Source organism: Pseudoalteromonas sp. S4741, from assembly GCF_005886135.1.
In the GTDB taxonomy this organism is placed as follows: Bacteria; Pseudomonadota; Gammaproteobacteria; order Enterobacterales; family Alteromonadaceae; genus Pseudoalteromonas; species Pseudoalteromonas tetraodonis.
Genome location: NZ_PNCN01000030.1, coordinates 26,545 through 51,885 on the forward strand (window position 1 = coordinate 26,545; position 25,341 = coordinate 51,885).

Here is a 25,341-nt window from a genome sequence, read left to right on the forward strand (position 1 = left end):
TATTTGAATAATTTAACGAATTAAATTCCCCTATAACGTTGTTAAAATTTTTTCATTTAGAACAACTAGATGTCAAAAATTTTGCCTAGTTATAGAGTCATTTTCTTATCGTTAAAATAGGTCCCATATCAAAGTAGATTGGTATAAAATGGCAAAATTATTTTTACCGTATTTAGTGAATTTCCAAATGAATAAAGCCCATGTTATAGAGCACCTGCGTTTTGCCTTAGAAGAGCAGCTAAATACTGCGAAAATTGCAGCTAAAACAGCTCACGATACCGCGACTCACGAAGAAAGTATTGCAGAAACTCAATATGATACGCTCGGGCTTGAAGCCGCGTATTTAGCGCAAGGTCACGCTGATCGGGTGAATGAGTGTTATAAAGAAATACAACTATTTGAAGCCATCTACAACGACGCCGTTACAGGCACAATAGCAGTCAGTTCATTGGTGTGTTTAGCTGATGATGCAGGCACACAAAAATGGTTTTATTTAGGCCCAGCAGCTGGTGGATTAACCGTTGATATTAAAGGCACAACTATACAAGTACTTACCTCTGGTGCACCATTAGGCCAACAGTTATTAGGTAAACAAGTCGATGATGAAGTTAGTTTAACACTCGGTGATGTAAAACATAGTTACGATGTAGTTAAAGTGTTTTGAATGTAGTATTTATTTGTCTTTTACTCTGAGACGCAGCATCTCGTAGGCCTCTTTATTAAATAATTGCCTGAAACTGAACCCGCATTCGAATAATTTTAATCAACGCGCTTACGATGAAACATTAACTGTGTTACCTAATAAGCTAATATAATAAACTAGTTAAGGGGTGTTTATAGCTCGATGTTAGCCGGTTTCACTCAACACAACTAAGGCATTTATAGCGTGAACTTATAAGATTTACTTGAGTCTGATAATCATTAACGGATAAGCAGTTAAATAAAGGACATAAATTTAAGGGAATATTATGGAGATAGGGATTTTTACCGTCACAATTACGGGTGTTTTACTCACGGCTTTAATTATAAAGTACTTAACTTTTAGGCCTGAGCGTGTTTTTTCTGATATTGGAGAAAATGTTCTACTTTGCAAAAAACCTCACTGGTTCAATAATAATAAAAGTAGAATGCAGCTTATTCCTAAAGGGGCGATAATTAAAATACAGCTAGCGTCAAATACCGTTACTTTATTTTGTAAAAGTGGCAATGTTATTGATGTACCAGTGCCAAACTCAAAGTTTACTGCCGATGTTTTGCAAAGCGCAAAAACACACTTTCACAAAGCAGAAGTAGTAATACTAGACAACTAACACACCAGTATGAGAACTGAATTTAGATTTTCAATTTTTAAAAGGCGCTTAAAATCAATTGGTTAAAGTGGATTTCAGTTTGTTAATGCAATAAAGCGCCAAGTTTACACAGGTTATGGCTGAATTTAATTTTTAATCTCAATGGGTTTAGGCTTTTTTAACAAATTTAGCCGTCACCATCATTTCACCTATGCCATCTACTTTACAGTCAAGCTCATGATCTTTTTTATCAAGTACACGTCTTACTAAGGCCTTGGTGCCAATTTTAATAACTTGTGAGCTACCTTTAATTTTTAAATCTTTAGCTACGGTTACTTTGTCGCCATCAGCAAGTAAAGTGCCGTTTGCGTCTTTCACTAAAATAGCGTCTTCGTCATTAGTAACATTTGGGTTCCACTCATAGGCACATTCTGGACAAATAAGCAGCTGTTGGTCTTCGTAAACGTATTCACATTGGCATTTAGGACAAGCAGGAAGAGACATGATGATCACTTTTAGTATTAAATTTTGGCTATTTTAAAACACAAATTAGCAATAAAAAAGTTCATCAAAAATTTTTATCTTTACGCTAAAAATATCTCGTTTGTGCGCATCTAAAAAAGGGCATATAAATCACCTGTCGCTTAAGCAATTTAAGCGCTAACGTTTATAGTAGATATTCGTTAAAGCACCTATCGTATTAAGTGATTTGCTAAATGCTGCACTTAGTGCGATAGGTGTTTCTATTTGCTGTTTTATTCGCTGAGCTAACTGATTAGCAAGGCTGCTTTGTATATTTTGACTTAACTAGGAAAAGTCGTGTTTAAAACCTTAATAGTGGTTGATAACAATGAGCAAACGCTTGCTCTTTCATTTGAAAATGTCATTACCTTTAACACCTATTTGCGTGACTACCCAAAACGCAACGAACCAAAAACCCGCATAATAAATCTATGTGATGCTAGCCAGTATTTAAGTAAAGGCTATTACTGTTCGTTACTTGCTGAGGCGCGCAAGCACCAAGTATTACCGAGTGTAAAAACAATTAACGCGCTTCGAAGCAATCAAGCGTCATTACAAAATATTGGCCATATTGATGGTGCTGTTTATTTTGGTCACGCGGGAAATGATCAACAAGCTAAAGCCGCTAAATCGGTATTTAAACAATACCCAGCGCCTATTTTATTTGTTGATGAGCAAGGCCTATTACAACAAGGATCATTAGCGTCCCTAAGCGAGCAACAATATGCTGCGTTTATTGAAAAGCTAAATGAGTTTACCCAAACGCAATGGCGTATTGGTAAAGTAGAGCGCCGTTTTCGTTGGGATATGGCGATATTGGTTGATCATAACGAAAAAGTACCGCCAAGTGATAAAGATGCAATAGCCCGTTTTATAAAAGCAGCAGCGAAACATGGTATTAACGCAAAAGCACTAAGCTTTGAGGAAATAGACAATATTGCCCAATTTGATGCGTTGTTTATTCGCCAAACAACAGCGATTGATCACCCAACCTACCGCCTTGCAAGTAAAGCGCAAAGCTTAGGTTTAGTGGTGATTGATGATGCGGAGTCTATTTTACGATGCTGTAATAAAGTGTACTTACATGATGCATTCAATTATCAAAAAGTACCGAGCTTAAAAACCGTAGTTGTGGCAGATCAATCAAAAGACACAATTGAGCAACTAGAAGCGTCGTTTACTTATCCGCTGGTATTAAAAATGCCAGAAGGATCGTTTTCAAAAGGCGTGTATAAAGTTGCTAATCGTGATGAATTAGAAGTTAAGCTTAGTGAGTTATTTGCTTTAAGTGCGCTAGTTCTGGCGCAAGAGTACATGTACACAGAATACGATTGGCGTGTAGGGGTACTTAATGGCCGTGCTATTTATGCGTGTCGTTATTTAATGGCGCGTAACCATTGGCAAATATATAACCATGACGCGAAACGGTTTTTCTCGGGTGGCTTTGAAACATTGCCTACGTTTGAATTACCTAAAGCTGTACTGGATGCTGCTTTAAAAGCATGTAAAACCGTGGGTAAGGGTTTATACGGTGTGGATGTAAAAGAGCATCAAGGCCGTGCGTATGTGTTGGAAGTAAACGATAACCCAAGTATTGATCACAAAGTAGAAGATGGTTACTTAGGTGATGAGTTATACATGATCATTATGGATGAGTTTAAACAGCGCCTTGAAGCACGAGGTCGCGGCTAATGCTTAACGCATTGTCTGATATGACGATTTTGGCAGGAGCGGGTATTAGTATTCGCCCTGCAAGCGCGAGTGATTTAAAAGCCTTAGTAGCGCTTGAAAATGCCTGCTTTAGTAACGATAAGCTTAGTGCGCGAAGTTTAAAGCGTTGGCTTAGTGCTAAACATGGGATTTTATTAGTCGCCGAGCATAATGCGCAATTATGTGGTTACGGTTTAGTGTGGTGCCACAAAGGCACGCGGTTAGCACGTTTGTATTCGTTAGCCGTATTACCGACGATGCAGGGCAAAGGAATTGCTAAAACGCTGCTTAAAGCCCTTGAAAAAGCCACTAGTGAGCGTGGGCGTATTTATTTGCGTTTAGAAGTGGCAGTAAATAACGACAGCGCCATAGGGCTTTATAAAAGTGTAGGGTATCGTGTTTTTGGTCAGTACAGTGATTATTACGATGATCACAGTGATGCCTTGCGCATGCAAAAAAACATCCGTCAAACCAGCGAGTTGCAAGTTGAGCGTTTAACGCCATGGTATCAGCAAACTACCGAGTTTACCTGCGGGCCTGCGGCATTATTAATGGCAATGGGCTCGCTTGATAACAGCACAGAGCTGAGTCAGTCACATGAACTTGCCTTATGGCGTGAAGGCACCACTATTTTTATGACCTCGGGGCATGGTGGTTGTCATCCGTTTGGCTTGGCATTGGCTGCAAATAAACGGGGATTTAAAAGTGAGGTTATTGTTAATACCTCAGAGCCATTATTTTTAGATGGGGTACGCAGTGATAATAAAAAAACGGTGCTGGCGACAGTACATCAGCAATTTATTGAAGGCATAGCCTCGGCTAATATTTCTGTTACCTACAAAGATGTTGAACTAACCGATATAGAAACCTGGTTAAACCAAGGTTTTAGTGTGTTGCTGTTAATAAGTACTTATCGGTTTGATGGAAAAAAATCACCGCATTGGGTATGTGTTACTCATTTAGATGCGCACTGTGTGTACGTACATGACCCGTTTTGCGAACCAGGTAACGACAACCAATTAGCGATTGACTGTCAATATGTGCCAATTGCACGCAGCGATTTTAGTAAAATGTCTGCTTTTGGTAGTCAAAGGCTTAGAACGGCAGTTGCTATTGGTAAAAAATAATAGATAGGATTTTAAGTGACATTTTTAGATTTTATCGATGTAGCCCCATACTCGTGGGCAGCTATTGGTACGGCGGCTTTTTGTGGGGCTATTATTGGTATAGAACGGCAATTGCGAGGCAAACCTGTAGGGATCCGTACTTCTGCACTGATCACTTTAGGTACTTACTTGTTTTTATCGACTGCGTTTAATTTACAAGGGGATGTGATTGATCATTCTCGCGTAGTCGGGCAAATAATTACCGGCATCGGCTTTTTAGGCGCAGGCGTAATGCTCGCAAAAGACGGTGCGGTAGTCGGGGTTACCTCTGCTGCCACCATTTGGGTACTGGCCTCCATTGGCGTGATGATAGCAACCGAGAATCTAGGGGCTGCTATTAAGCTCTCGGTGCTTGTGGTGGGTATTTTATACGGCGTTGATGTGCTAGAAGCTAAGTTTAAAAGCTTAAGTAAAGGCGTGCATGCTAAAGTGAAAAGTTATCATAAACGCTATTATCGAAAAGACAGTATTGATACCGAGCGCCACTAATTAGTGGCGTTTTTATGCGGGTAGTGCTTTGTTTTGGAAGCTAAGCGCATCTTCAGTTGGTGCGGGGCGGCCAATAAAATAACCTTGTACACTGTCTACATTGAGTATTCTTAACGAGTTTAGTTCTTCTGCGGTTTCACCAAACGAGAACAAGCCGCTCTAAATTATGGCATCGCTATGCTGTTATTTATACTTACTTTGCGGTTGTGTTGCTCGCTATCACCGCAATTAATCTAGAGACTGGCATATCGCATTGGGTGTGTACTCTTCCTGTATTGGTTTACTTATTGTTTGGAAAAAAGCATGGCTTTATAAGCAGCTCTGCGTTGTCAACGGGCTGACTAAAATATCAAACAAGGGCAAAGAAACAATTAACCAAATAACTTTCGTCTGACTACTTTTCTGTATTCGCTCGGGGTTTGGCTCAATACCTTTTTAAACACACGGGTCAAGTGTCCTTGATCGTTATAGCCAACTTCTAACGCGACTTCCTGAATTGATAAGTTCGATGAGGCCAGTAATTCTTTTGCACCTTCAACACGTAGCTGCTGCCAGTACTCTATAGGGCTTTGATTTGTAGCAAGTCGAAACCTGCGTGTAAACGTGCGGTAGCTTAAGCTAAATTGTGCCGCGACTTCTTGTAAATCTAACTCACTAGATAAATTAGTTTTTAACCAAAATTGTATTTGTGCAATAAGTTCATCAGCATGTCGGTTCACGGCGCCTTCTAAATAGCGTTGATCTTCGTAGGGTTTACGTATTTCATGTGAAAAGTTTCGCTCAACATGCTGCGCCGCTTCTTTACCATAGTATTGGCTAATAATATGAACAATAACATCAGCTAAGGCATTTAAACTCGCTACCGTATACAGGCGCTCTGATTGGGTAATAAAAAAATCAGGTTTTAAGCTAACGTTTGGATAATCTTGAGAAAATTGCTTGGCATAATGCCAGTGAGTGGTTGCAGGGTGACCATCAAGTAAACCGGCTTCTGCGAGCAAACAATTGCCGGTACCAACACCAATAATATGGCTTCCCATCGTAAAACTCTCATTGAGCCAATTAACTATTGGTTGATTCGTTTTAACAACCGGGCGTGGATTACGCCAAATACCCGGAACAATGATTAAATCGCAATAGGGGGCGTTATCACTGCTGCAATCAGGCACGATGGCTAAACCTGTTCTGGTTGCAATAGGAGCCATATTTTTAGCAATTAAATGAATATTAAGCGCTCTAAAGTGTTGCTTACTAGTGTGCCCCTTGGCGAACGCTTCACCTGCTCGGAGCATTTCAATTGGCAGGGTTAAACTAGTTACCAGTAGGTGCGAGTAAACAGCAATGGCTATATTTAATGGTGAATTTGTTGGATTATTGCTCATTTAAATGCTCCGACCAGTTGTTTTTGGCCTTTTGTGCTTAATATTTGGCTATTAAAGCACAAAGATGTGTGCGTAATCCATTTAAACTAATTCCATATTCTTATAACACGTTTTTTTAAAGGTAAATTATGACCGCATTACCCGTCATTGTCGGCATGGGAGGCATTAATGCCGCTGGCCGTACTTCTTTTCATCAAGGTTATCGTCGTATCGTGTTAGATAGCTTAGAGTCTCAAGCTCGTCAAGAAACATTTTTAGGCCTTGCCACATTAATGAATTTAGTGAGTGTTGTGAATGGACAACTACAAGACATGCAAGGCAATAATGTTGAGCAAAGCGACATAGAAGCACGTTTTGGTGAGCAAATTATTGCAGGTACATTAATTCGCAAAATTGAAAAACAACACTTTGATGTAGATGCCACGCCGTGGCAGCAAAAAATGACGTTAACCGCATCGGATGAAAACGCGATTGTGTTTGAAACACGCCGTCGTGATTTACCTTCGCCAGTTCCTGAAAGTTGGCACGTAGAAGAGCTTGAAAATAAAAAAGTGAAAGTAACTATTGCGGCTCAATTTGATATTAAACATGATTCTACTCGTGATAACCCAATTAAATCGGCAGGGCAACTACCCACAGGGTTTGATCCTTCAATTATGTACAATAGCCGCTACCAACCTCGAGGCTTACAAGCCACTATTTTTGCTGCCACCGATGCAATAAAATCAACAGGACTTGATTGGCAATACATTATGAATAGTGTAGAGCCTGATAAGATTGGTACCTATTCAGCATCGGTTATTGGCCAAATGGACGATAAAGGATTAGGTGGGTTAGTTAAAGCGCGCCAGCAGGGTGATCGCGTCAGCACTAAGCAGTTGGCACTGGGTTTAAATACAATGTCGACTGATTTTATTAACGCCTATGTTACGGGCAATGTAGGAACTACTTTTTCTACATCGGGTGCGTGTGCTACCTTTTTATATAACTTGCGCGCAGCAGTAAATGATATACAAGCAGGGCGCACACGTGTTGCAATTGTGGCAAGTGTAGAGTGTGCGATTACCCCTGAAGTGGTTGAAGGCTTTGGAAATATGAGTGCGCTGGCTAATATTGAAGGTTTGCGCCGCTTAGATGATTTAAGTAATGACGATGAACCTGATTATCGTAGAAGCAGCCGCCCATTTGGCGAAAACTGTGGCTTTACTTTAGGTGAAGGCGCACAAGTGGCTATATTAATGGATGATGCGCTGGCACTTGAACTAGGTGCAGACATTATGGGCTGTGTGCCTGATGTATTTGTTAACGCCGATGGAGTAAAGAAATCAATTACTTCACCTGGGCCTGGTAACTACATTACCATGGCAAAATCGGCTGCACTTGCCAGTAGCTTACTAGGTAAAGAGGCATTACAGCAACGTAGCTTTATTTTAGCCCATGGTTCAAGCACACCACAAAACCGCGTAACTGAGTCGTTAATTTATCATAAAGTAGCGCAAACATTTGCAATAGATAATTGGAAAGTAACCGCCCCTAAAGCGTATGTTGGCCATACTATAGCACCTGCCAGTGGCGATCAGCTTGCCATTGCCTTAGGTGTATTTAGTCATAATATTATGCCGGGTATTACCACTATAGATAAAGTGGCTGATGATGTTTATGCAGATCATTTAGATATTCGTAACAATCACTATGATTGTGGTGATATGGATATTGCATTTATAAACTCTAAAGGGTTTGGTGGTAATAATGCAACAGCCACAGTACTTTCAGCAAAAGTAACGATGCAGATGCTTGCTAAGCGTCATGGCGATGAAACGATGGGGCTTTATACCAGCAAGCATGCAGCAGTAAAAGAAGCACAACAACACTATCAACAACAAGCAGATTTAGGTCAATACGTACTTGTTTATCGTTTTGGTGATGGGCTGATTGATGAAAATGACATTGTTATTGATGAGCACAGCATTCAGCTGCCAGGCTTTGAAAAAGCAATTACATTCAGTACAACAAATTCCTATCAAGATATGTTCTAAGCACACATACTTGTTAGCAAGGCGCTTTTTAAGCGCCTTTTTTAATATATGAACCCATATTGTAGTTTAACTAATGCGCTAATTAGCTCCTTAACAAAAATATTAAAACTTCACCTCTTTGCAAATACTTCAAATTACTAATCTCTTATTCCGCATTAATCTTTGGATGGCCAGCCTGAAACTATTTTATTGGTGAAGCTTTGCACAGGCGTTGAGTCTTGATTATGTGTAACTTTTGAAGGGGCAGGCTTTATATAAAACAGGCAAACAATAGTACTATAACACCAGCTGCAATGGCTCAGAGCTGTTCAAAAAATAAAAGAAAACAAATAGATAAATAAAAACGCTATAAAGCAGGTAGGTTACTTTCATTCCATTGACCTCATTACTGTTTGTTTTATGAGGCCTTACCTATAAATGCAAAAAGCGCCAAAACAGTAAACCTACTTTGGCGCTTTTATTAGTATTAATAAACAATTAGTTAGCTAATAACCATTCGCTTAGTAAGCGAACACCAAACCCCGTTCCCCCTGGCGAAAGCTCATCTTTACCTTTTTTCACTAAGGCATTACCTGCAATATCGATATGCACCCAACGTGTATCGCCAGCAAAATGCTCTAAGAAAGTGGCTGCAGTGGTTGCGCCTGGGCCACCTGATCCCACATTTGTTAAATCTGCAATGTCAGACTCCAACATATCTTTATACCCTAAAGGTAGGCGCCATAGGTTTTCGTTTACTTGTTTACCGGCTACCGTTAGTTGAGATATTAAAGCGTCGTCATTTGAAAACACAGCCGCGTATTCATTGCCTACAGCACGGATTTTTGAACCGGTGAGTGTTGCAACATCAATCATAATCTCTGGTTTGTAATACTCACGTGCATACCACATAGCATCACTTAAGACTAAGCGGCCTTCGGCGTCGGTATTTAAAATTTCAACACTCAAGCCTTCAGCTGTGCGAACAACATCACCTGGTGCTACAGCGAACTGCGATACCATATTCGCAGCCATACCCATAACAGCTACCACGTTTTTCTCAGCTTTAGCTAACGCCATTGCTTTAACTGTACCCAATACTGCAGCAGCACCGGCCATGTCTGACTTCATACGTGCGATAGATGCGCCGGTTTTAATGCTGTAACCACCTGAGTCAAATGTAATGCCTTTACCAACAAGGGCAATAGGGGCATCGTCAGACCCTTTATAATGGGCAACCACTAAACGGGCACCTTGCTGGCTACCTCGGCCAACAGCTTCTAATGCACCCATACCCAGTTCTTTTATTTCTTTAGGCTCTAATACTTTGATGGTTACGCCTAAAGATGCTAATTCTTTTGCCGCATTAGCAAAGTCAACCGGCGTCATTTCGGTAGCGACTTCAGAGGTTAAATCGCGGGCTAAAAAAACCCCCGCTTGAATACTTTCTAATTGGGTGTAAAGCTTGCGAGTTTGCTTGGTGTTATTAACATCAAATGTGTAGCTAACTGTTTCAGTGTTTGGTTCTTTTTTATAGTTTTCAAAACGATGATCGCGTAAGTTTGCACCATGGGCAAAGTTAGCAGCAAGTAATGCATTGTCACTTACACCGGTTACATCTTCAAAAACAACGCTGGCAGTACCAACTTTGGCTTTAACTAGTTGAGCATGAATATTACCGCCTAACTTAGCTGCTTTTGCTTTATCAAGCTCGCTAGTTTTACCAGTACCTACGACTAAAACGCGGCTGTAGTTACTTTTACTTGGCGCAGCAAGTTGTGCCACTTTAGCGTAATCGCCGGTAAAATTTTCTATATCAATAACGCGTTGCAATTGGCCATCGAACTGCTTGTCGAGCGCTTTAAATTGGCTGTTATTTCCATCTTGGCTATAAAATACAACCAGCGTATTTGCATCGCTGTTCACTTTTGAAGAAAAATTAAAGTCTGCGGCTTGGGCATTCATGCACATACTCAGTGCAAGCGCGATTGAAGAGGCTTTTATAATACGTTTCATTTTTTTACCTAAGAATAATATAAAGGTGTGTTTTACACTATTTACGATGCTGTGGTTAAGTAGGATACGGCGAAATCGCAAATAACAGCGATATACGTTTAAATCATGTCTAATTACCATGACATAACGACTTGATAAACATATTGTGATGCTTAAAGGTTTAATTAAAACAATGCTCGCGTTACTATTAAATATAAAGGTAACACTGCGCTTTTAACAACTAACCTAGAGAGCCCACATTGAAAGCTAAAGAAATTCGTAATTTTTATATCAACGAAGAGCAATCGGTTTATTTGCTGTCACACCGTGATGCAAAAAAACATCGTCAGTGGCTTAATATTTGTATTAAACAGCTCACTTTGCTTGGGTATAAAAAGGTAGAAATGATTGGCTCAGGGGCATTTGGGTTTGTATTTGCAGGGGATGATGAGCATGGCCTGCCTTGGGTGTTTAAGTTTTCTAGAATTACGCTCGCGCAAAGTGTACGTGATCGCCTTGAAGATGAAGCGTATATGCTTTCGCAAATCAAAAATCCCTTAGTGCCAACATTTTATGGCTTTGAGCGAATAAAAAAGCAAGGTATTTTGATGATGGCGCGCGCCATTGGTGAAGACCTTGAAAAAATATCACTAAAGCAAGGGCGCTTACCGGCCGCCAAAATAATGAGCTTAGCGGTTAAATTAAGAAATGTGTTGCTTGATTTACGTCGTCATAAAAATGGTTTAAGTCCGCAGCCTATTGTACATGGTGATATTAAACCCTCTAACTTGGTGTGGGATGAAAATGAAAAGCAGCTATCCTTGGTTGACTGGGGAAGCTCTGTCTATGCCCAAGTAGATGAACAAGGAAACCCAATTACCAGTAATTTTATGGATTTAATGTCCGGCGATTTAAGTACCACTAACGCACGAATGGGTGATGTTTATTTTATAGGTGATGCGCAAATGTCGGGTGAAAAGTCATCCCCTCGTTTTGATGAGCAAGGGGTTGCATCAACGCTATATGCACTTGCCTCAGCGCAGTCTTGCCGATTTGGTGCTCAGGCTATACCGGCCAGCAGTTTAATGTTACCTAAGGAGCTGGCAAACGTTATTGATGGCATGCTTTCAAAAGAACGGTTGGTTAGAGACAAAGCGGGTGACTATTTTATGCGTAACATAGAAACCATGGCAAAAGCGTATTTACCAAAACTACCAAAAACAGAAACTAAAGCGGCAATTCCGTTTTGGTTTAGCCAAGACCCCGAACCCGAAACCGTAGTTTATAGCTCTAGAAAACAATTTTTACGCCAAGCCGACCATAAACAGCAATTACTCGATGTAAACGATGCTCAGCTTGATAGGTATTATAAAGAGTTTTTATTTGATACTGGGGATACCGAAAAAGCATTTTTAGCCTCTATTAGTCGTTTAGCTAAATATCCTGTAGTAGGAGGGCTCAGCTTTCATTGGAAAGATGAATCGCTCTATGTTGAATCGTCACTCATTATGCATGACGAAACACTCGCAACCGCGTTTACTGATGCGGTTAATAACACGGTGATGCTTGCACAAGCTATTAGCCAAAAAGGCTTATTTAAGTGCTGTTTATTTGATGCCCGCAAAACAATTCAGTTAGAACGTGATGGCACCGGCGCATTTAAATTTAATCAATTACCAGAGCTTGATTATGAAGTGGTTAATGTAAAAGCCAGCGATGTGACGCGTCCGCATTCATATTTTGAAGATGGTAAAGACCCCGATGAGCAACTGCAACTGCCTAAAAAAGTCATTAAATGTGTATTTGAGCTAAACCAGATACATCATACCGGCTGTATTATTTTTGAGGCGCTGCCAGATAGGATGAAAATTCATCATTACTACAGATTACTTGATGCCAGCAAAGAAGTAGAATTTAAACGTTTACTAAATAAGCTTATGCAATACGCGGTAAATATTACCGACGTGGGGGTGGCTGGCTTTATGAAGTTACCTTATAAAAACACTCGTGAGTTCGGTTTATGTGAACAACAACCCAGCAATTATTACCCTAAAAATCCAAAGCAACTACTTAATTAATAAACCGCTCGCTTAAGCTGGTGGTTTAAAAATTGAAAGTCAAAAATAGAAAGTTCAATGGCAAAATCTAAACCACAAATTACATTACAAAGTTTCGGCATATATAGTCACTGGGACAAAGACAGTAAATCACTACCGCAAATTACTCAATTCACTACGCAAGTCAAAGCAGAACTTGATGTAGAATTTGGTCTGATAGTTAATATTAAAAAAGCCAAAGGCGAAAAACTACATTTCTGTATTTACCACCCAGATATTATAGATACCAATGGCGAAGTGATGCTGCCTTTTGAGGGCACTGTATATGTTAAAGATAACGACTGGTCGTTTTATTTAGGCGATACGGTATGGGAGCCTATTGAGGATAAAATAGGTGACTGGCGTATGACCTTATCTTTAGCGGGGAAAGTCATTGCGGATAAAACATTTAATCTTATCAATGAAAAAACTAAAACTGAAGACGATTTTTGGAAATACCGCCGTTATTAATTGCTACACTATGCAATAACGCAAGAGCTAACGTTTATTGTTAACTCTTGCCTAAAAGGTGTATTAGTTACCCCACGGGTTACTTGAATTTGAACGTTGCTTACGGGTACGCGCACGTTGTTTTGCTGCTTTTTTTGCTTGAATACGTTTGGCATCAGAAAAGCTTAACTCGCAAGGCTCACCTGGTTTATCACCTTCAGGAATAATACGGTCGCGTGGAGGCAGTTCGTATTGTACGTCATCTGGGCGAGGTAAGTTTTTAAGGCGGTACAAATAGAAATTATCTACTTTTTGTTGTGCCCACTCGGTTTTACGCAAAAATTTAACTGCAGATTTAATGTCTGGATTATTTTTAAAGCAGTTAAGTTGTAAGTAGGCATGCAGGAGTTCCCACCCATATTGCTCAACCAGTTCTTCAACCACTTGCTCTAATTTAACGCCTTGCAGTGGGTTATTACTGAAAAGTTCTTGGTTGCTCATAGGTGTTCTCTCGTTATTAAAAAATCAGCGAACATTATAAATTTAATAACGAGAGTTTAGTAGCAAAAATGCTTAACTTTGACAATTAACCACTACACGACCACGAATTTGGCCTTGCATTAGTTTCTCGGCGCTTTCAATGACTTGATCAAGATTTATTTCAGTTGAAATTTTATCCAAATAATCAGCATTAACTAATGAAGCTAAACGATCCCAAGCTTCAACACGATCCACTTTAGGGCGCATAACGCTATCAATACCCATTAATGAAACCCCACGTAAAATAAATGGTGCAACCGAGGCCGGTAAGTCCATACCTTGAGCAAGCCCGCAAGCAGTAACAACCCCCCCATATTTAAGTGATGCACAAATATTTGCAAGTGTATGGCTACCCACAGAATCAATAGCTGCAGCAAAGCGTTCTTTTTGCAGAGGTTTACCAGGGTTCGAAAACTCATTTCTATCAATTACATTAGTTGCTCCTAATGATTTTAAATAGTCTGCTTGCTCCATACGACCTGTTGCAGCGGAGACTTGATAACCTAGCTGGCTTAGTAAATAAATAGCAAAACTACCTACGCCACCATTAGCACCGGTCACTAAAATTTCACCTGACTCGGGAGTAACGCCTTGCTTTTCTAGTGCAATAACACTGAGCATTGCCGTATAACCGGCAGTACCAATTTGCATAGCTTGTTTAGGTGATAAGTTAGCGGGTAGGGGAATTAACCAATCACTGCTCAGTGCTGCTTTTTGAGATAAGCCACCCCATTGCTTTTCGCCAACACCAAAACCATTTAAAATAACGTGGTCGCCACTTTTAAATTCAGCACTGTCGCTGCTAGTCACTGTACCCACTAAATCAATCCCCGGCACCATAGGAAAGCTACGTACAACTGGGCCTTTACCCGTGATGGCTAAGCCATCTTTATAATTTAAGGTACTGTAAAGCACATCAATTAATACATTTTCGTTTGGCAGATCGTCACTGTTTATGGTGCTTAGGGCTGCAGTGTAGTTGTCGTCTTGCTTATCTATAACAATAGCTTTAATAGAATTGCTCATTAGATTTCCTTTTAGACCGATCGTCTTTAAATTAATAATAAAAAATACATTAACTGAGTAATGCGCGTAAAAACATTTCTGTGTATAAGGTAAGTGGCTTACTTGATTGGGTAAGTTTAGCTCGCATTACTGCGCCTTCCCAACCCACCCAAAAATATTCACTCATTTGTTCGGTATTAATGTGTGGATTAATAGTTTGTTGCTGCTGGGCTAAATCTAAACATCGTTTTAATTGTTGTTGCCAAGCGATGTAGCTTTGCATTAAACGGGTTTTAAAGTCGTCACTTAAATGATTAAGCTCTTGATTTAAGTTACCCACCAAGCACCCGCGTTTGTAATCATACTTTTGCATTCCAGTAATTGCGCTTTGTGTGAAATTAACAATGCGCTCGAGTGCGGGCACTTCAGATTGCTCTAGGTAACATTTAAGTTTATTTATAAAAAAATCGTCGTAGGCATCAACAAGTGCCAAGCCATAGGCTTCTTTACTTTTAAAGTAATGATAAAAGGAGCCTTTAGGTACTTTTGCTTTTTTTAATATGGTATCGAGCCCGGTGGCACTAAAGCCAAACTCAGTTAAGGTTTCTAAGCCCACACGAATGAGTAGCGCTTTTGTATCTGCGCTGTCTCTGGCTATTTTGGGTGGGCGGCCACGCCTAGTTGCAACTGCTGGTGTTTTGTTCATGCTTTATATTAGACCGATCGGTTTTAATTAATCAAGTTTTTATTTGGGATGTTTTTAAAACAGCTCTGACGTTCATTTTTTGATTACAAATTAATTGGGAACTTAAGGGTATATTGTTAGTCACAAATATGACACTTGTGTGTTTTGAACCGATGTATCGGTACATTTTAATAAAGTTAAATAGGTTAAAGTTGAGCAATAAAATTATTTTTAAATTAATTTATCATTGCATCAGCAGCTTAGTTAAAGTCAAACAAATTAATTGTATTTTGTGTTTGAATTAAACATTTTTGTTAGCTATTTATTAAATGTAGATGAACTTAATGCTACAAAAATATAAATATAAAGGTGAGGATTTTACCGATGAAGAGACAGAAAAGAGATCGTTTAGAAAGAGCTCATTCTCAAGGTTTTAAAGCTGGTTTAGCTGGTCGCTCAAAAGAGCACTGCCCTTATCAACAAGTTGATCCTAAGTCTGAGTGGCTTGGTGGTTGGCGCGAGGCAATAGAAAATCGCAATATGTATAAAACATAAACTCACAACGAATTTAAGCAAAAAAGCCTCTAGTTAGAGGCTTTTTTGTTGCGTGCGTTAAAATTAAAACGCGCTAGTGTCTTGGAATAAGCCCACTTTTAAATCTTTTGCTTCGTATATAACGCGGCCGTCTACTTCAACAGTGCCATCAGCCATACCCATAAACAACTTACGTTTAATAACGCGTTTCATATCGAGACGGTAAGTTACTTTTTTTGCCGTTGGTAGGATTTGGCCAGTAAATTTCACTTCGCCTACACCTAATGCGCGGCCAAGACCAGGGCCACCAGACCAGCCTAAGAAAAACCCAACCAGTTGCCACATTGCATCTAAGCCTAAACAACCCGGCATTACAGGGTCGCCTTTAAAGTGGCAGTCAAAAAACCATAGGCTAGGGTCAATATCTAGCTCAGCAATAATTTGGCCTTTACCATGCTCACCACCATCATCGGTGATAGAGATGATACGATCCATCATTAACATGTTGTCACTTGGTAAACGACAATTTCCTTCACCAAACATTTCACCTTGACCACAAAGGATCAAATCTTCTTTTGTATAGCTATTCTTAGGTTCCATAACACTTTATCTTTGCTTAGAAATTGCCCCGTACTTTAGCGTACACTTGTACGCTAAACAACTCGGAGCAGTTAAAAAATGGTTTAAATATAGCCAATCAGACAATGGAACTGATTTTAGTATGATTAAACCGCGCAATTACTAACAGAAATCATTATAATTAGGGCTGACTTTTAATCAGTTTAAAGGAAATTTATGACCCTTTTTGTTAACTCACTCACTGTGATTGATTTTTCTTACTTATGCAATAAACGCGGTGCAGTTGGCGAAAGTTGGATTGTTGATTTGACTTTACATGGCAAACTAAATGAAGAGTCTATGGTTTTAGACTTTGGCTTAGTTAAAAAGCAAATAAAAGGCATCATTGATGAATGCATTGATCACCGTTTAGCCGTACCTAACAATATAAACGGCAGCATTCATGAGTTTGCTGATCACAAAACATTAGATTGCACGTTTGCCGATAATAAGCACCTAGCAATGAGTGCGCCTCATCAAGCTTTTTGCCTGATTGATACCGATAAGATAACCATTGAGTCGGTTACAGAGTATTTAGTTGCCACAATACTGCCACAGCTTCCTGATAATATTGAAAAAATTGAACTTGTATTAAAGCCTGAGCACAATCAAAGTTTTTACTACCACTACAGCCATGGCCTTAAAAAGCATGATGGTAACTGCCAACGTATTATTCATGGCCATCGCTCACAAATTGGTATAAGCCTTGGCGGTATTTCTATGCCTCGTTTACAAAAACAGTGGGCTGATAAATGGCAAGATATATACTTAGCTACCAGCGAAGATAAAATCAGCGCCTCTGAATTAAAACATATTATCGCCAAAGAGGATGACGTGTGTTTTGCATATACAGCCGCGCAAGGTTATTTTGAAATGGCTATTAGCGAATCGCGTTGCGACATTTTACCAATGGATACCACAGTAGAATGTATTGCTGAGTATATTGCCGGCCAAGTAAAACTGCAGCATCCAGAAAAAGACGTAAAAATTACCGCTTATGAAGGCGTTGGCAAAGGGTCTATTAGTTATGCTTAAATCCTTATTAGTGTCAGCGTTAATTGCATCATTTAGTTTTAGTGCTTTGGCAGTTGAACTAAAAGGGCATTTAACTCAAGGCGGCTTGGTTACAGGGCAATTAAATAACGCAAAATCGGTTAGCTTAAATGATAAGCCATTAAAGCTATCTGATACTGGCTTATTTGTATTTGGTTTTGGTCGTGATGCAAAACCAAACCACACTTTATCATGGGTTGATAAAAGTGGAAAAAGCCACAGCCAAGATTTAGTTATAACCCTTCGTGACTACAACATCGATAAAATAACCGGTGTTGCAAAAAAATATGTATCGCCACCAAAAGCGGTCAGTGAACGTATTAGCCGTGAAGCGGCCGCGGTAAGAAAAGCGCGCGCTGTTAACTCTGACCTAGAGTACTTTTTACAGCCTGTGCTTAGGCCTGCCGAGGGCCGTATTTCAGGTGTTTATGGAAGCCAGCGTTACTTTAATGGTGAACCACGCAGACCACACTTTGGTTTAGACATAGCAAATAAAACAGGCTCTCCTGTGTATGCGCCGATCAGCGGTACCGTGGTATTTGCTGAACCAGATTTATATTACTCAGGTGGCACATTAATTTTAGATCATGGCCATGGGGTTACCTCGACTTACATTCATCTAAGCAAGCTAGATGTAAAAGTGGGGGATAAAATTACACAAGGTATGAAAGTGGCTGAAATAGGTGCTACGGGCCGTGTAACTGGCCCACATTTAGATTGGCGATTTAATTGGCAAGGTGAACGCCTTGACCCTGCATTATTGATGCAAGACACATTAGCAAACAAAAAGTAGAGATTATGACTCAAGTAGAGCGCGAAGCAATTATTGCGCAGCGTATAAAAGATTCGACCACATCGGTTACAAAAGCGGTATTTCCTGGGCGTACTAATCACCACAATACGCTATTTGGTGGTGATGCATTAGCGTGGATGGATGAGGTTGCTTTTATTGCAGCTACCCGTTTTTGCCGTAAGCCATTAGTGACTATTTCATCTGATAGGGTAGATTTTAAAGAGGCTATTCCGGCAGGTTCATTTGCCGAATTAATCTCAAAAGTGTCGCATGTAGGGAATACCAGCCTAAAGGTAGATGTAGAAATATTCCTAGAAACCATGCACAAAGATAATAAGCATTCTGCTATTACGGGTAGTTTTACCTTTGTTGCCGTGGATGATAACCACAGACCAACACCGGTAGTATGCGATAAAATGCTACATGGCTTTGAGTTATAACGCTAAATAGTAAATTAATATAAGCACCTAGTTTTGGTGCTTATATTAAAACCCACCAAGAACACATCATACATTATCTGTTAGTGCTGCAAACTTAGCATTAATGTTTGTCTGAAATAATGAGTAAAAAGGAGGGGGTAAATTTCAAAATAAAAAGGCGTGCACAAAGCACACCTTTTAAAAATTAAAGTACCATGGCGGCTATCCAGCCGAATACCAATAGCGGTAAATTAAAGTGAATAAAAGTTGGAACAACCGAATCCCAAATATGGTCGTGCTGACCATCAGCATTGAGTCCGGAAGTTGGCCCTAACGTGGAATCAGATGCAGGGGAGCCGGCATCACCTAATGCGCCAGCAGTACCAACAAGTGCAGCGGTTGCCATTACGGAAAAGTTTAGCTCTAAACATAAAGGAACAAATAAGGTGGCAATAATAGGTACCGTTGAAAACGAGCTGCCAATTCCCATCGTTATAAATAAGCCGACTAATAAAATTACAGCCGCAGCCATCGGCTTATTACCATCAAAAATAGCGGCGCTACTGTGAACTAAGCTGGCTACGTGCCCAGTTTCTTTCATGACTGCGGCAAAGCCTTGTGCTGAGATCATAATAAAGCCAATCATGGCCATCATTGCCACGCCTTTACTAAATACGTCGCCGTTTTCTTCCCACTTAACCACACCAAATACACTAAATATAACCACGCCAACTAGGCCGCCTAATATCATAGAGCCACTGGCATTTTGAGCAATTAAGGACGCAACTACAGCAAATAAACCAACCATCAATACTTTTTTGGGGTTATCAATTTCTGTTTGTTTACTTTCAAAGGTAAGGGCGGTATTTGTATATTCTCGGCGTTTTCTATAAGTCATAAACAGCGCAATTAACAACCCCACGAACATGCCAATAGCAGGAATAATCATCGCCATAGGTACGCTGGTATTGACTATTTCAAGGCCATTATCCACTAGGTTTTTATGTAATATAGAGTATAAATAAATTCCACCAAACCCATAAGGGAGTACCATATACGAGGTGGCTAAACCAAAGGTTAAAATACAAGCAATAGCGCGTCTGTCTAATCGCAATTTGTTAAACACCACCAATAACGGGGGAATTAGAATAGGAATAAACGCAATATGAACAGGGACTAAATTTTGTGAAGAAATAGCACAAATCAAAATAATAAACAGAATAAAATAGCTTAGCAGGGTTTCGCTTGAGCCAGTTTGTGCGTTAACTTTTGCCAGTAACTTCGCAGCTAAAATACGTGTTAGGCCTGACTTAGAAATTGCGACGGCAAATGCGCCCAACATAGCATAACTTAAAGCAATCTCGGCACCTGACGATAATCCTGAATTAAATGCATCAATACTTTCTTTTAAGCCCATGCCTGCGGTTAATCCGGCAACAAGCGCACTTATTGTCATTGCAACAATCACATTTACACGGACTAAAGTGAGTCCCAGCATTAAAATAACGCCGATAATTACTGCGTTCATAGATTTCTCTGTTTTGTAGATTTAATTAATTTTATCAGATATTTAGCCTGATTTTTACGTTCTTTAGTAAATGGATGCCTTGCATAGCGCACTTGCTTAAATAACTCACAAAAAGCGGTTATTTGTTGCTCAGTATGGGGCGCTTGGTTGCTAATGTATTCTAAAGTTTGGGTTGGCGTGGCATTTTCAGGATAGCTAATCGCGTGTTTATTAGCCCAACGAATAATTTCATAATACTCATTGACCAGTGGCGGTTGTTTTATTGAGGCTTTAGGTCTGTTTAAATAAATAAAGTAAGCCGTAAAACTCAAAATTAAAATAATAATAACCCCAAGCGGCACCAGCCAAATAAACTTATTACCAAATAAGGTAGCAAATAAATCTTGTTGTTTGTCTTTATCAAACCCAAGTACCCAACTAGACCATTGATAATCTAAGTTTTCTAATTCAAGTCTAAGCCAATTAATTGCGGCATAGTTACTTAAACTAACGAGTCCAAAGTTAATATTATTTTTAAATTCGTCATTAAGGGTGGTACTTTGTGACAAGGAGCCGTTTAACCGTTCGGGTGCGACAACCGCTGTGGCATCAAATACTCTCCAACCGGCACCGGTATATACTTCAACCCAGGCATGCGCATCGTATTGACGAATAGTCATATAATCACTGTTTTTATTTAGCTCGCCTCCTAAATAGCCACTGACAACACGCGCAGGAATACCTGCGCTTCTAAAAATAAAGGCGGCGGCGCTGGCATAATGCCCGCAAAAACCGCGCTTATTATCAAACATAAACTGATCGAGCGTATTTTCGCCGCGCATGGGGGTGGGTGTAAGTGTATAGCTAAATTCATTTTTTGAAAAATAGCTTAAAAGTTGATTAAAAAATTCATCAGCATTCGCGCTATTATTTTTTAATTGTTGCGCTAACTGCTGAGATTTTTGATTATTACTAACAGTTAATTGGCTATAAAACCGCTGTTGGGACTTATTAAGCGATGTACTAGATAACGGTTCACTATTAACTGCATATTGTAAAACTTTGGATTTATATTGCTGTTTACGTAATAAACCTAAAGTATTGGCAATAACATTGGGGGTTTCACTAGTTGAAAAACCAAGCCCATATAGCCAATCTGAAATAGCAGGCTCAGCTATAACCGTATACTGAGCAACAGTTTCACTCGTACTTTTTTTAGCGGGTAATATCAACGCTTGCTTTAAAAAGGAGGATGTTTTCCACGCTGCACCATCAAATTCATCATGTACAATAGCGCGCCAATAATAGGGCTTAGGGGGTGGTGTACTATTAAATTTGGCTCTAAATACTAGTTCATCTGAATTTGATAACTTTGCTATATCAAACGGATCGACTTGTTCAGATAATCCTGTTTGTGCCATTTTGGGCCCAGGTAGTTGCCAAAATGCTGGAAGTTTAGGTAAAAATAATAAAAGTATTACGGCTAAAGGAAAAGCCAGTAGCATAATTTTAGCACTTTGTTTTGAAGAGAGTTTTAAACTATGACTAGACTCTAATAACCCTAGCACCGCAAAGTTTAAAATATATAAAGTGCTTATAACTAAGGTAGTAACAATGGTTTGGCTAAACAAATATACCGCTGAGAGTGAAAAGAACGTAAGGGTAATGATCAATTGGTAATGCTGTTTTGATTTTGCCTGCAATAATTTAAAAACACACGACAATAACAGCATGGCTACAAACAATACAACGGTATCTTTAAAGCCTATGCTGCTTAGCATAATAATTAAAGCAATGGCGGCCAATCCATTAGCAAACCACGCGTTGGGTTTCTGCTTTTGTTTAACTGTTAAATAAACATTCCAGCCACATAACACGCTAAGCATTGCAATAAAGGGCAGGGGTAAGTGCTCTGTAAAAAAACTGACTAGCCCTAAATAAATAAACGATAGAGCAAAGTTAATAACGCGATGGTTTTTAATCTCACTCATTATCATTACCGACTTGGCTTAACGCTTGTAAACAGTGCTGATGATGCAGCTTGCCTGAATTGCTGGCGATTAATTTATTAGGAAGTTTTAAAGAATAATTAATGTCACTTTCAAATGCTTGGCAAACTAAAAAACAGAGTTGCCCTAAACGCTGTTCGGTATCGCCCGTGACTAAGTTAAAATCGAATTGTGCATCGGCTGATTTAAAATCACTAAATTGTTTTACAAGTAATTGCTGTGTTTTTGCATAGTGCTTCCATGATATTCGCTGTAACCCCATTTCTGGCAAATGAGTAATTAAACTTTCAAATTCGTCATCACCTTTATGTTTTTCAGTGCCTTCATCGGTATTATTTGCAACTAAGTTTGGGTGTTTTTGATTTGTTGTTTTAATTATTGACGGATAAACATACACCACTTTATTAGGTTGTATATAACTCCACACACTGACTAAACCAAAGGGGTAATTACTGGCAATTTTTATTGGCTTTAACTGATAACAGCCTCGCTTGGTATAAGGTAATGATAATTGACATTTTATTGCTTCATTTTTAACGCGCGTAATGTAACACGCATTTTTTAAATCATTGGAGTAACTCAATGTAATTGATTGGCAAGGATCATCGGCTTCTATTTGCCAAACTAGCTGTGGTGTCTGAGGCGCAAAACTGTCAATGGCGTATTTAAAGCTGACAGTTAAACCTCTGGCATTACTGTAGCCCAATAACAATGCAAAAATTATAATCACAAACATTAAATAAGCCATAAACAGAATTAAATTATTTTGATAATTAATCCCCATTACAAAATTTAATGATGCAACAACGCTAAAGTAAACGCCAAGCGTGGATGGTAAAACATAAATAGTATTATGTTTTAAGGTGATGCTATTTTTTTTGTGCTTATTTTTTAATAAGACCGTTAAAATCGCGCTTTTTATATCGTGAATAAAAGTAGGGCGCTTAAATTTATAAATACGCATTTACCTAAACGGGCACTAATACATGTTGTAAAATGGCCGCTATTTGTGTATCGCCCGCATCACTATGTAAACCTAATCGATGCTGACACACACTTGAAAAAACAGCTTGTACATCTTCGGGTAATACATAATCACGGCCTTCAATATAGGCCCACGCTTTGGCCGATTTAGCCAGTGCCATACTGGCTCTTGGGGAAAGCGAAGTCGTTAATGTTTGAGACTCACGAGTATAAGTCACTAACTCAATTATATAATCAACCACCGGCGAACTTAGCGTGATATTTGATATAGCATCTTGAATTTGCTTAAGTTGATGTTGTTCAATTCGCTGCGGTAACTGCGAATAGTCACGTTTTTGATTATTTAACAGTAACCGTTTTTCTGCATCTTTAGGTGGAAACCCTAAACTAATTCGCATTAAAAAACGATCTAGTTGTGATTCTGGTAACGGGTAGGTACCTGCCTGATATAATGGATTTTGAGTCGCAATTACAAAAAATGGAGTAGGGAGCGGGTACTTGTCTCCATCTACTGTTACTTGATGTTCTTCCATCGCCTCCAATAAAGCACTTTGTGTTTTAGGACCCGCGCGATTTATTTCATCAGCGAGCACCACTTGGCTGAAAATCGGGCCTTTATGAAATGAAAAACTATGTTCATTATTATTAAATATATTGGTGCCAATAATATCAGCGGGCAATAAATCGCTGGTAAATTGTATACGCTGATAAGATAACCCCAGTACTGCAGCTAATGCATGCGACAAAGTGGTTTTTCCCATGCCAGGTAAGTCTTCAATTAGTAAATGGCCTTCACTAAATAAACAGGCTAACGCTAATTTTATTTGTTGTTGTTTACCAAATATAACGGTAGATAGGTCATCAATTATTGTCGTAACAATGTGCTGCATAATTTCCTTTAATCTATGAGTTCTAAACGTTTCATTACCGCATCAACTTTTTGCGCATTAAAGGGCTTAGCTATAAATTCTTTTGCGCCTAGCTCCCAGGTATTTTGCACTGTTTCAAAGCTATTGTGGCCTGAACACATAACAACATGTGCATGAGGGTGTTCGTTGTTAATTGACTCTAAAATTTCAATGCTTTCAGAATCAGGTAAATCAACATCTAAGAATATAACGTTGGGTGATTTTTCAATAAGCAGAGGTTTAGCACAATTAAAATTATCGCACTCAATAATGTCATCAAAACCTAAACCGGCTAATACTTGGCTTAAATCAGCGCGGATCTGTTTAACATCATCAATAATTAAAATTGGTTCGAGTGGGCGTACAAATTCCATATGAATACTTCAACGTTTTTTACGGCTTGTGCTTTAATATTAAGCTAAGCATTAAGGAACCTCAAGGTGATAACTATGAATAACCATAATAGTCGTTTAAAGTCATAAAATGTCCGATACCGTCTAGTATTGGACATAGTGAGCTAAAGCTTTTAAAATACAGCGCTGGTTATATATAGGTACATTACTACCTATAATTTATATTATGTTAAATAAGATTAAAATGTACTTAATCAAACTAACTATCGGTAATTACGTCACTTATAAACATGGTATTTTAGCCCTTTTATTCGCACATTATTTATTTATAGTAATATGCTCTACTTTATTAAATATAAAAACGCTGTAATGACATTTTAATTAATCAAACTATTTAGCTCATTAATTAATTGCTTAAGCTGTTTAGTTTCGTCGTTTAGCTTTTGCTGATACTTTTCAACTTTGTCATGCTTACCTTGGCGCTTAGCTTTTTTAATATCGGTTTTATATTCTTCAATTTCTGAATTTGTATCATCTATTTCTTGCAACTCTGCTTTTAATCCATCATGGGTACAATATGCGTTTATGTTATTGAGTGATTTATTAAGACCTGCAGCTTGATGTGAATTACCTTGGCGTTTTGCAGTTTATAACTGGTGGTTAACTTCACAGGCTTTTTTCGCACATCCCGTTAAATCTGCACAATCATCTTTGGCCAATACGACTGTTGAACCGGCAAATAAAAAACTTATTGTAATACCTTTAATAATTGTCATTTTATAGTTTTTATTATCTCGCATTATTAATTATTCCTATTTA

27 protein-coding genes and 1 pseudogene are annotated in these 25,341 nt (G+C 39.0%); 13 read left to right on the forward strand and 15 right to left on the reverse strand.

Translation table 11 applies throughout. The features are described from left to right. The first annotated feature begins 187 nt into the window (after positions 1-187). Complete coding sequence (locus tag CWC30_RS04890) at positions 188-664, forward strand: GreA/GreB family elongation factor (RefSeq protein WP_138626608.1); 477 nt, start codon at positions 188-190, stop codon at positions 662-664. A gap of 304 nt (positions 665-968) precedes the next feature. Beyond that, on the forward strand, positions 969-1,310 hold the full coding sequence (locus CWC30_RS18650) for a hypothetical protein (RefSeq protein ID WP_249929828.1): 342 nt from the start codon (positions 969-971) through the stop codon (positions 1,308-1,310). Between the two features lie 147 nt (positions 1,311-1,457). Here CWC30_RS18650 and CWC30_RS04900 read toward each other — a convergent pair whose 3' ends face one another. Next, complete coding sequence (locus CWC30_RS04900; RefSeq protein ID WP_013464836.1) at positions 1,458-1,793, reverse strand: zinc ribbon domain-containing protein YjdM; 336 nt, start codon at positions 1,791-1,793, stop codon at positions 1,458-1,460. Positions 1,794-2,108: 315 nt separating this feature from the next. Here CWC30_RS04900 and CWC30_RS04905 point away from each other — a divergent pair, with 315 nt between their 5' ends. The 3 genes from CWC30_RS04905 to CWC30_RS04915 are packed head-to-tail and all read left to right on the forward strand — an operon-like array spanning position 2,109 to position 5,176. Further along, the gene (locus CWC30_RS04905) at positions 2,109-3,503 is read left to right on the forward strand and encodes a RimK family ATP-grasp domain-containing protein (protein ID WP_138626575.1); all 1,395 of its coding nucleotides are present in this window, start codon (positions 2,109-2,111) and stop codon (positions 3,501-3,503) included. Beyond that, on the forward strand, positions 3,503-4,648 hold the full coding sequence (locus CWC30_RS04910; protein WP_138626576.1) for a GNAT family N-acetyltransferase/peptidase C39 family protein: 1,146 nt from the start codon (positions 3,503-3,505) through the stop codon (positions 4,646-4,648). Before CWC30_RS04905 ends, CWC30_RS04910 begins: the two co-directional genes overlap by 1 nt. Before the next feature lie 15 nt (positions 4,649-4,663). Further along, on the forward strand, positions 4,664-5,176 hold the full coding sequence (locus CWC30_RS04915) for an MgtC/SapB family protein (RefSeq protein ID WP_013464839.1): 513 nt from the start codon (positions 4,664-4,666) through the stop codon (positions 5,174-5,176). 12 nt (positions 5,177-5,188) lie between these two features. Here CWC30_RS04915 and CWC30_RS18360 read toward each other — a convergent pair whose 3' ends face one another. Further along, on the reverse strand, positions 5,189-5,329 hold the full coding sequence (locus tag CWC30_RS18360) for a hypothetical protein (RefSeq protein WP_171034685.1): 141 nt from the start codon (positions 5,327-5,329) through the stop codon (positions 5,189-5,191). Here CWC30_RS18360 and CWC30_RS19220 point away from each other — a divergent pair. Continuing rightward, positions 5,305-5,517, forward strand: a complete 213-nt coding sequence (locus CWC30_RS19220; RefSeq protein ID WP_435371035.1) for a hypothetical protein — start codon at positions 5,305-5,307, stop codon at positions 5,515-5,517. The genes CWC30_RS18360 and CWC30_RS19220 overlap by 25 nt on opposite strands. 30 nt (positions 5,518-5,547) lie before the next feature. On the opposite strand, the gene CWC30_RS04920 is transcribed toward CWC30_RS19220, so the two are convergent. Beyond that, positions 5,548-6,558 (reverse strand): GlxA family transcriptional regulator, encoded by a 1,011-nt coding sequence (locus CWC30_RS04920; protein WP_138626577.1) that lies wholly within the window; start codon positions 6,556-6,558, stop codon positions 5,548-5,550. A gap of 128 nt (positions 6,559-6,686) precedes the next feature. Between CWC30_RS04920 and CWC30_RS04925 the strand changes: the two genes are divergently transcribed. Continuing rightward, complete coding sequence (locus tag CWC30_RS04925) at positions 6,687-8,594, forward strand: beta-ketoacyl synthase (protein ID WP_138626578.1); 1,908 nt, start codon at positions 6,687-6,689, stop codon at positions 8,592-8,594. A 477-nt stretch (positions 8,595-9,071) separates the two neighbouring features. Here CWC30_RS04925 and CWC30_RS04935 read toward each other — a convergent pair whose 3' ends face one another. Then, positions 9,072-10,589 (reverse strand): leucyl aminopeptidase, encoded by a 1,518-nt coding sequence (locus tag CWC30_RS04935; protein WP_138626579.1) that lies wholly within the window; start codon positions 10,587-10,589, stop codon positions 9,072-9,074. 239 nt (positions 10,590-10,828) lie between these two features. On the opposite strand from CWC30_RS04935, the gene CWC30_RS04940 reads away from it, so the two are divergent. Both CWC30_RS04940 and CWC30_RS04945 read left to right on the forward strand, forming a co-directional pair. Next, positions 10,829-12,646 (forward strand): protein kinase domain-containing protein, encoded by a 1,818-nt coding sequence (locus tag CWC30_RS04940; RefSeq protein ID WP_138626580.1) that lies wholly within the window; start codon positions 10,829-10,831, stop codon positions 12,644-12,646. A gap of 57 nt (positions 12,647-12,703) precedes the next feature. After that, complete coding sequence (locus CWC30_RS04945) at positions 12,704-13,135, forward strand: DUF3859 domain-containing protein (RefSeq protein ID WP_138626581.1); 432 nt, start codon at positions 12,704-12,706, stop codon at positions 13,133-13,135. A 63-nt stretch (positions 13,136-13,198) separates the two neighbouring features. On the opposite strand, the gene CWC30_RS04950 is transcribed toward CWC30_RS04945, so the two are convergent. The 3 genes from CWC30_RS04950 to acuR all read right to left on the reverse strand — a co-directional run bounded on the left by CWC30_RS04950 (position 13,199) and on the right by acuR (position 15,365). Then, a complete protein-coding gene (locus CWC30_RS04950) occupies positions 13,199-13,615 on the reverse strand; it encodes a VF530 family protein (protein WP_036982679.1) in 417 nt (138 codons plus the stop codon). Positions 13,616-13,687: 72 nt separating this feature from the next. Continuing rightward, positions 13,688-14,680 (reverse strand): acrylyl-CoA reductase (NADPH), encoded by a 993-nt coding sequence (gene acuI / locus CWC30_RS04955; RefSeq protein WP_138626582.1) that lies wholly within the window; start codon positions 14,678-14,680, stop codon positions 13,688-13,690. 49 nt (positions 14,681-14,729) lie between these two features. Next, positions 14,730-15,365: an acrylate utilization transcriptional regulator AcuR gene (acuR, locus tag CWC30_RS04960; protein WP_138626583.1), complete on the reverse strand. Its 636-nt coding sequence runs from the start codon at positions 15,363-15,365 to the stop codon at positions 14,730-14,732. Between the two features lie 363 nt (positions 15,366-15,728). Here acuR and rmf point away from each other — a divergent pair, with 363 nt between their 5' ends. After that, on the forward strand, positions 15,729-15,899 hold the full coding sequence (rmf, locus tag CWC30_RS04965; protein WP_008114656.1) for a ribosome modulation factor: 171 nt from the start codon (positions 15,729-15,731) through the stop codon (positions 15,897-15,899). A gap of 63 nt (positions 15,900-15,962) precedes the next feature. On the opposite strand, the gene fabA is transcribed toward rmf, so the two are convergent. After that, positions 15,963-16,478, reverse strand: coding sequence for a bifunctional 3-hydroxydecanoyl-ACP dehydratase/trans-2-decenoyl-ACP isomerase (gene fabA, locus CWC30_RS04970; RefSeq protein ID WP_008114654.1), 516 nt, complete (start codon positions 16,476-16,478; stop codon positions 15,963-15,965). Between the two features lie 195 nt (positions 16,479-16,673). Between fabA and CWC30_RS04975 the strand changes: the two genes are divergently transcribed. Genes CWC30_RS04975 through CWC30_RS04985 form a run of 3 tightly spaced genes read left to right on the forward strand, consistent with a single transcriptional unit; the run spans position 16,674 to position 18,782 of the window. After that, positions 16,674-17,531 carry a 6-carboxytetrahydropterin synthase gene (locus CWC30_RS04975; protein WP_138626584.1) on the forward strand — a complete coding sequence of 286 codons (858 nt, stop codon included), beginning with the start codon at positions 16,674-16,676 and terminating at the stop codon, positions 17,529-17,531. After that, entirely contained in the window at positions 17,524-18,342 is an 819-nt protein-coding gene (locus CWC30_RS04980; protein ID WP_069439467.1) for a M23 family metallopeptidase, read from the forward strand. Before CWC30_RS04975 ends, CWC30_RS04980 begins: the two co-directional genes overlap by 8 nt. 5 nt (positions 18,343-18,347) lie before the next feature. Continuing rightward, positions 18,348-18,782, forward strand: coding sequence for an acyl-CoA thioesterase (locus CWC30_RS04985; protein ID WP_008114650.1), 435 nt, complete (start codon positions 18,348-18,350; stop codon positions 18,780-18,782). A 184-nt stretch (positions 18,783-18,966) separates the two neighbouring features. On the opposite strand, the gene CWC30_RS04990 is transcribed toward CWC30_RS04985, so the two are convergent. The 7 genes and pseudogenes from CWC30_RS04990 to CWC30_RS18660 all read right to left on the reverse strand — a co-directional run bounded on the left by CWC30_RS04990 (position 18,967) and on the right by CWC30_RS18660 (position 25,322). Then, positions 18,967-20,289, reverse strand: a complete 1,323-nt coding sequence (locus CWC30_RS04990; RefSeq protein ID WP_138626585.1) for a Na+/H+ antiporter family protein — start codon at positions 20,287-20,289, stop codon at positions 18,967-18,969. Further along, positions 20,286-22,259 (reverse strand): transglutaminase TgpA family protein, encoded by a 1,974-nt coding sequence (locus CWC30_RS04995; protein ID WP_138626586.1) that lies wholly within the window; start codon positions 22,257-22,259, stop codon positions 20,286-20,288. Before CWC30_RS04995 ends, CWC30_RS04990 begins: the two co-directional genes overlap by 4 nt. Next, positions 22,252-23,241, reverse strand: coding sequence for a DUF58 domain-containing protein (locus CWC30_RS05000; protein ID WP_138626587.1), 990 nt, complete (start codon positions 23,239-23,241; stop codon positions 22,252-22,254). The genes CWC30_RS04995 and CWC30_RS05000 overlap by 8 nt, the downstream gene beginning before the upstream one ends. 4 nt (positions 23,242-23,245) lie before the next feature. After that, the gene (locus CWC30_RS05005; RefSeq protein WP_138626588.1) at positions 23,246-24,151 is read right to left on the reverse strand and encodes an AAA family ATPase; all 906 of its coding nucleotides are present in this window, start codon (positions 24,149-24,151) and stop codon (positions 23,246-23,248) included. Positions 24,152-24,159: 8 nt separating this feature from the next. After that, complete coding sequence (locus tag CWC30_RS05010) at positions 24,160-24,543, reverse strand: response regulator (protein WP_013464929.1); 384 nt, start codon at positions 24,541-24,543, stop codon at positions 24,160-24,162. 356 nt (positions 24,544-24,899) lie between these two features. Further along, positions 24,900-25,154: pseudogene (locus CWC30_RS18655) on the reverse strand (DUF1090 domain-containing protein); the annotation flags it as partial. Positions 25,155-25,169: 15 nt separating this feature from the next. Next, entirely contained in the window at positions 25,170-25,322 is a 153-nt protein-coding gene (locus tag CWC30_RS18660) for a hypothetical protein (RefSeq protein WP_249929830.1), read from the reverse strand. Positions 25,323-25,341: the final 19 nt, after the last annotated feature.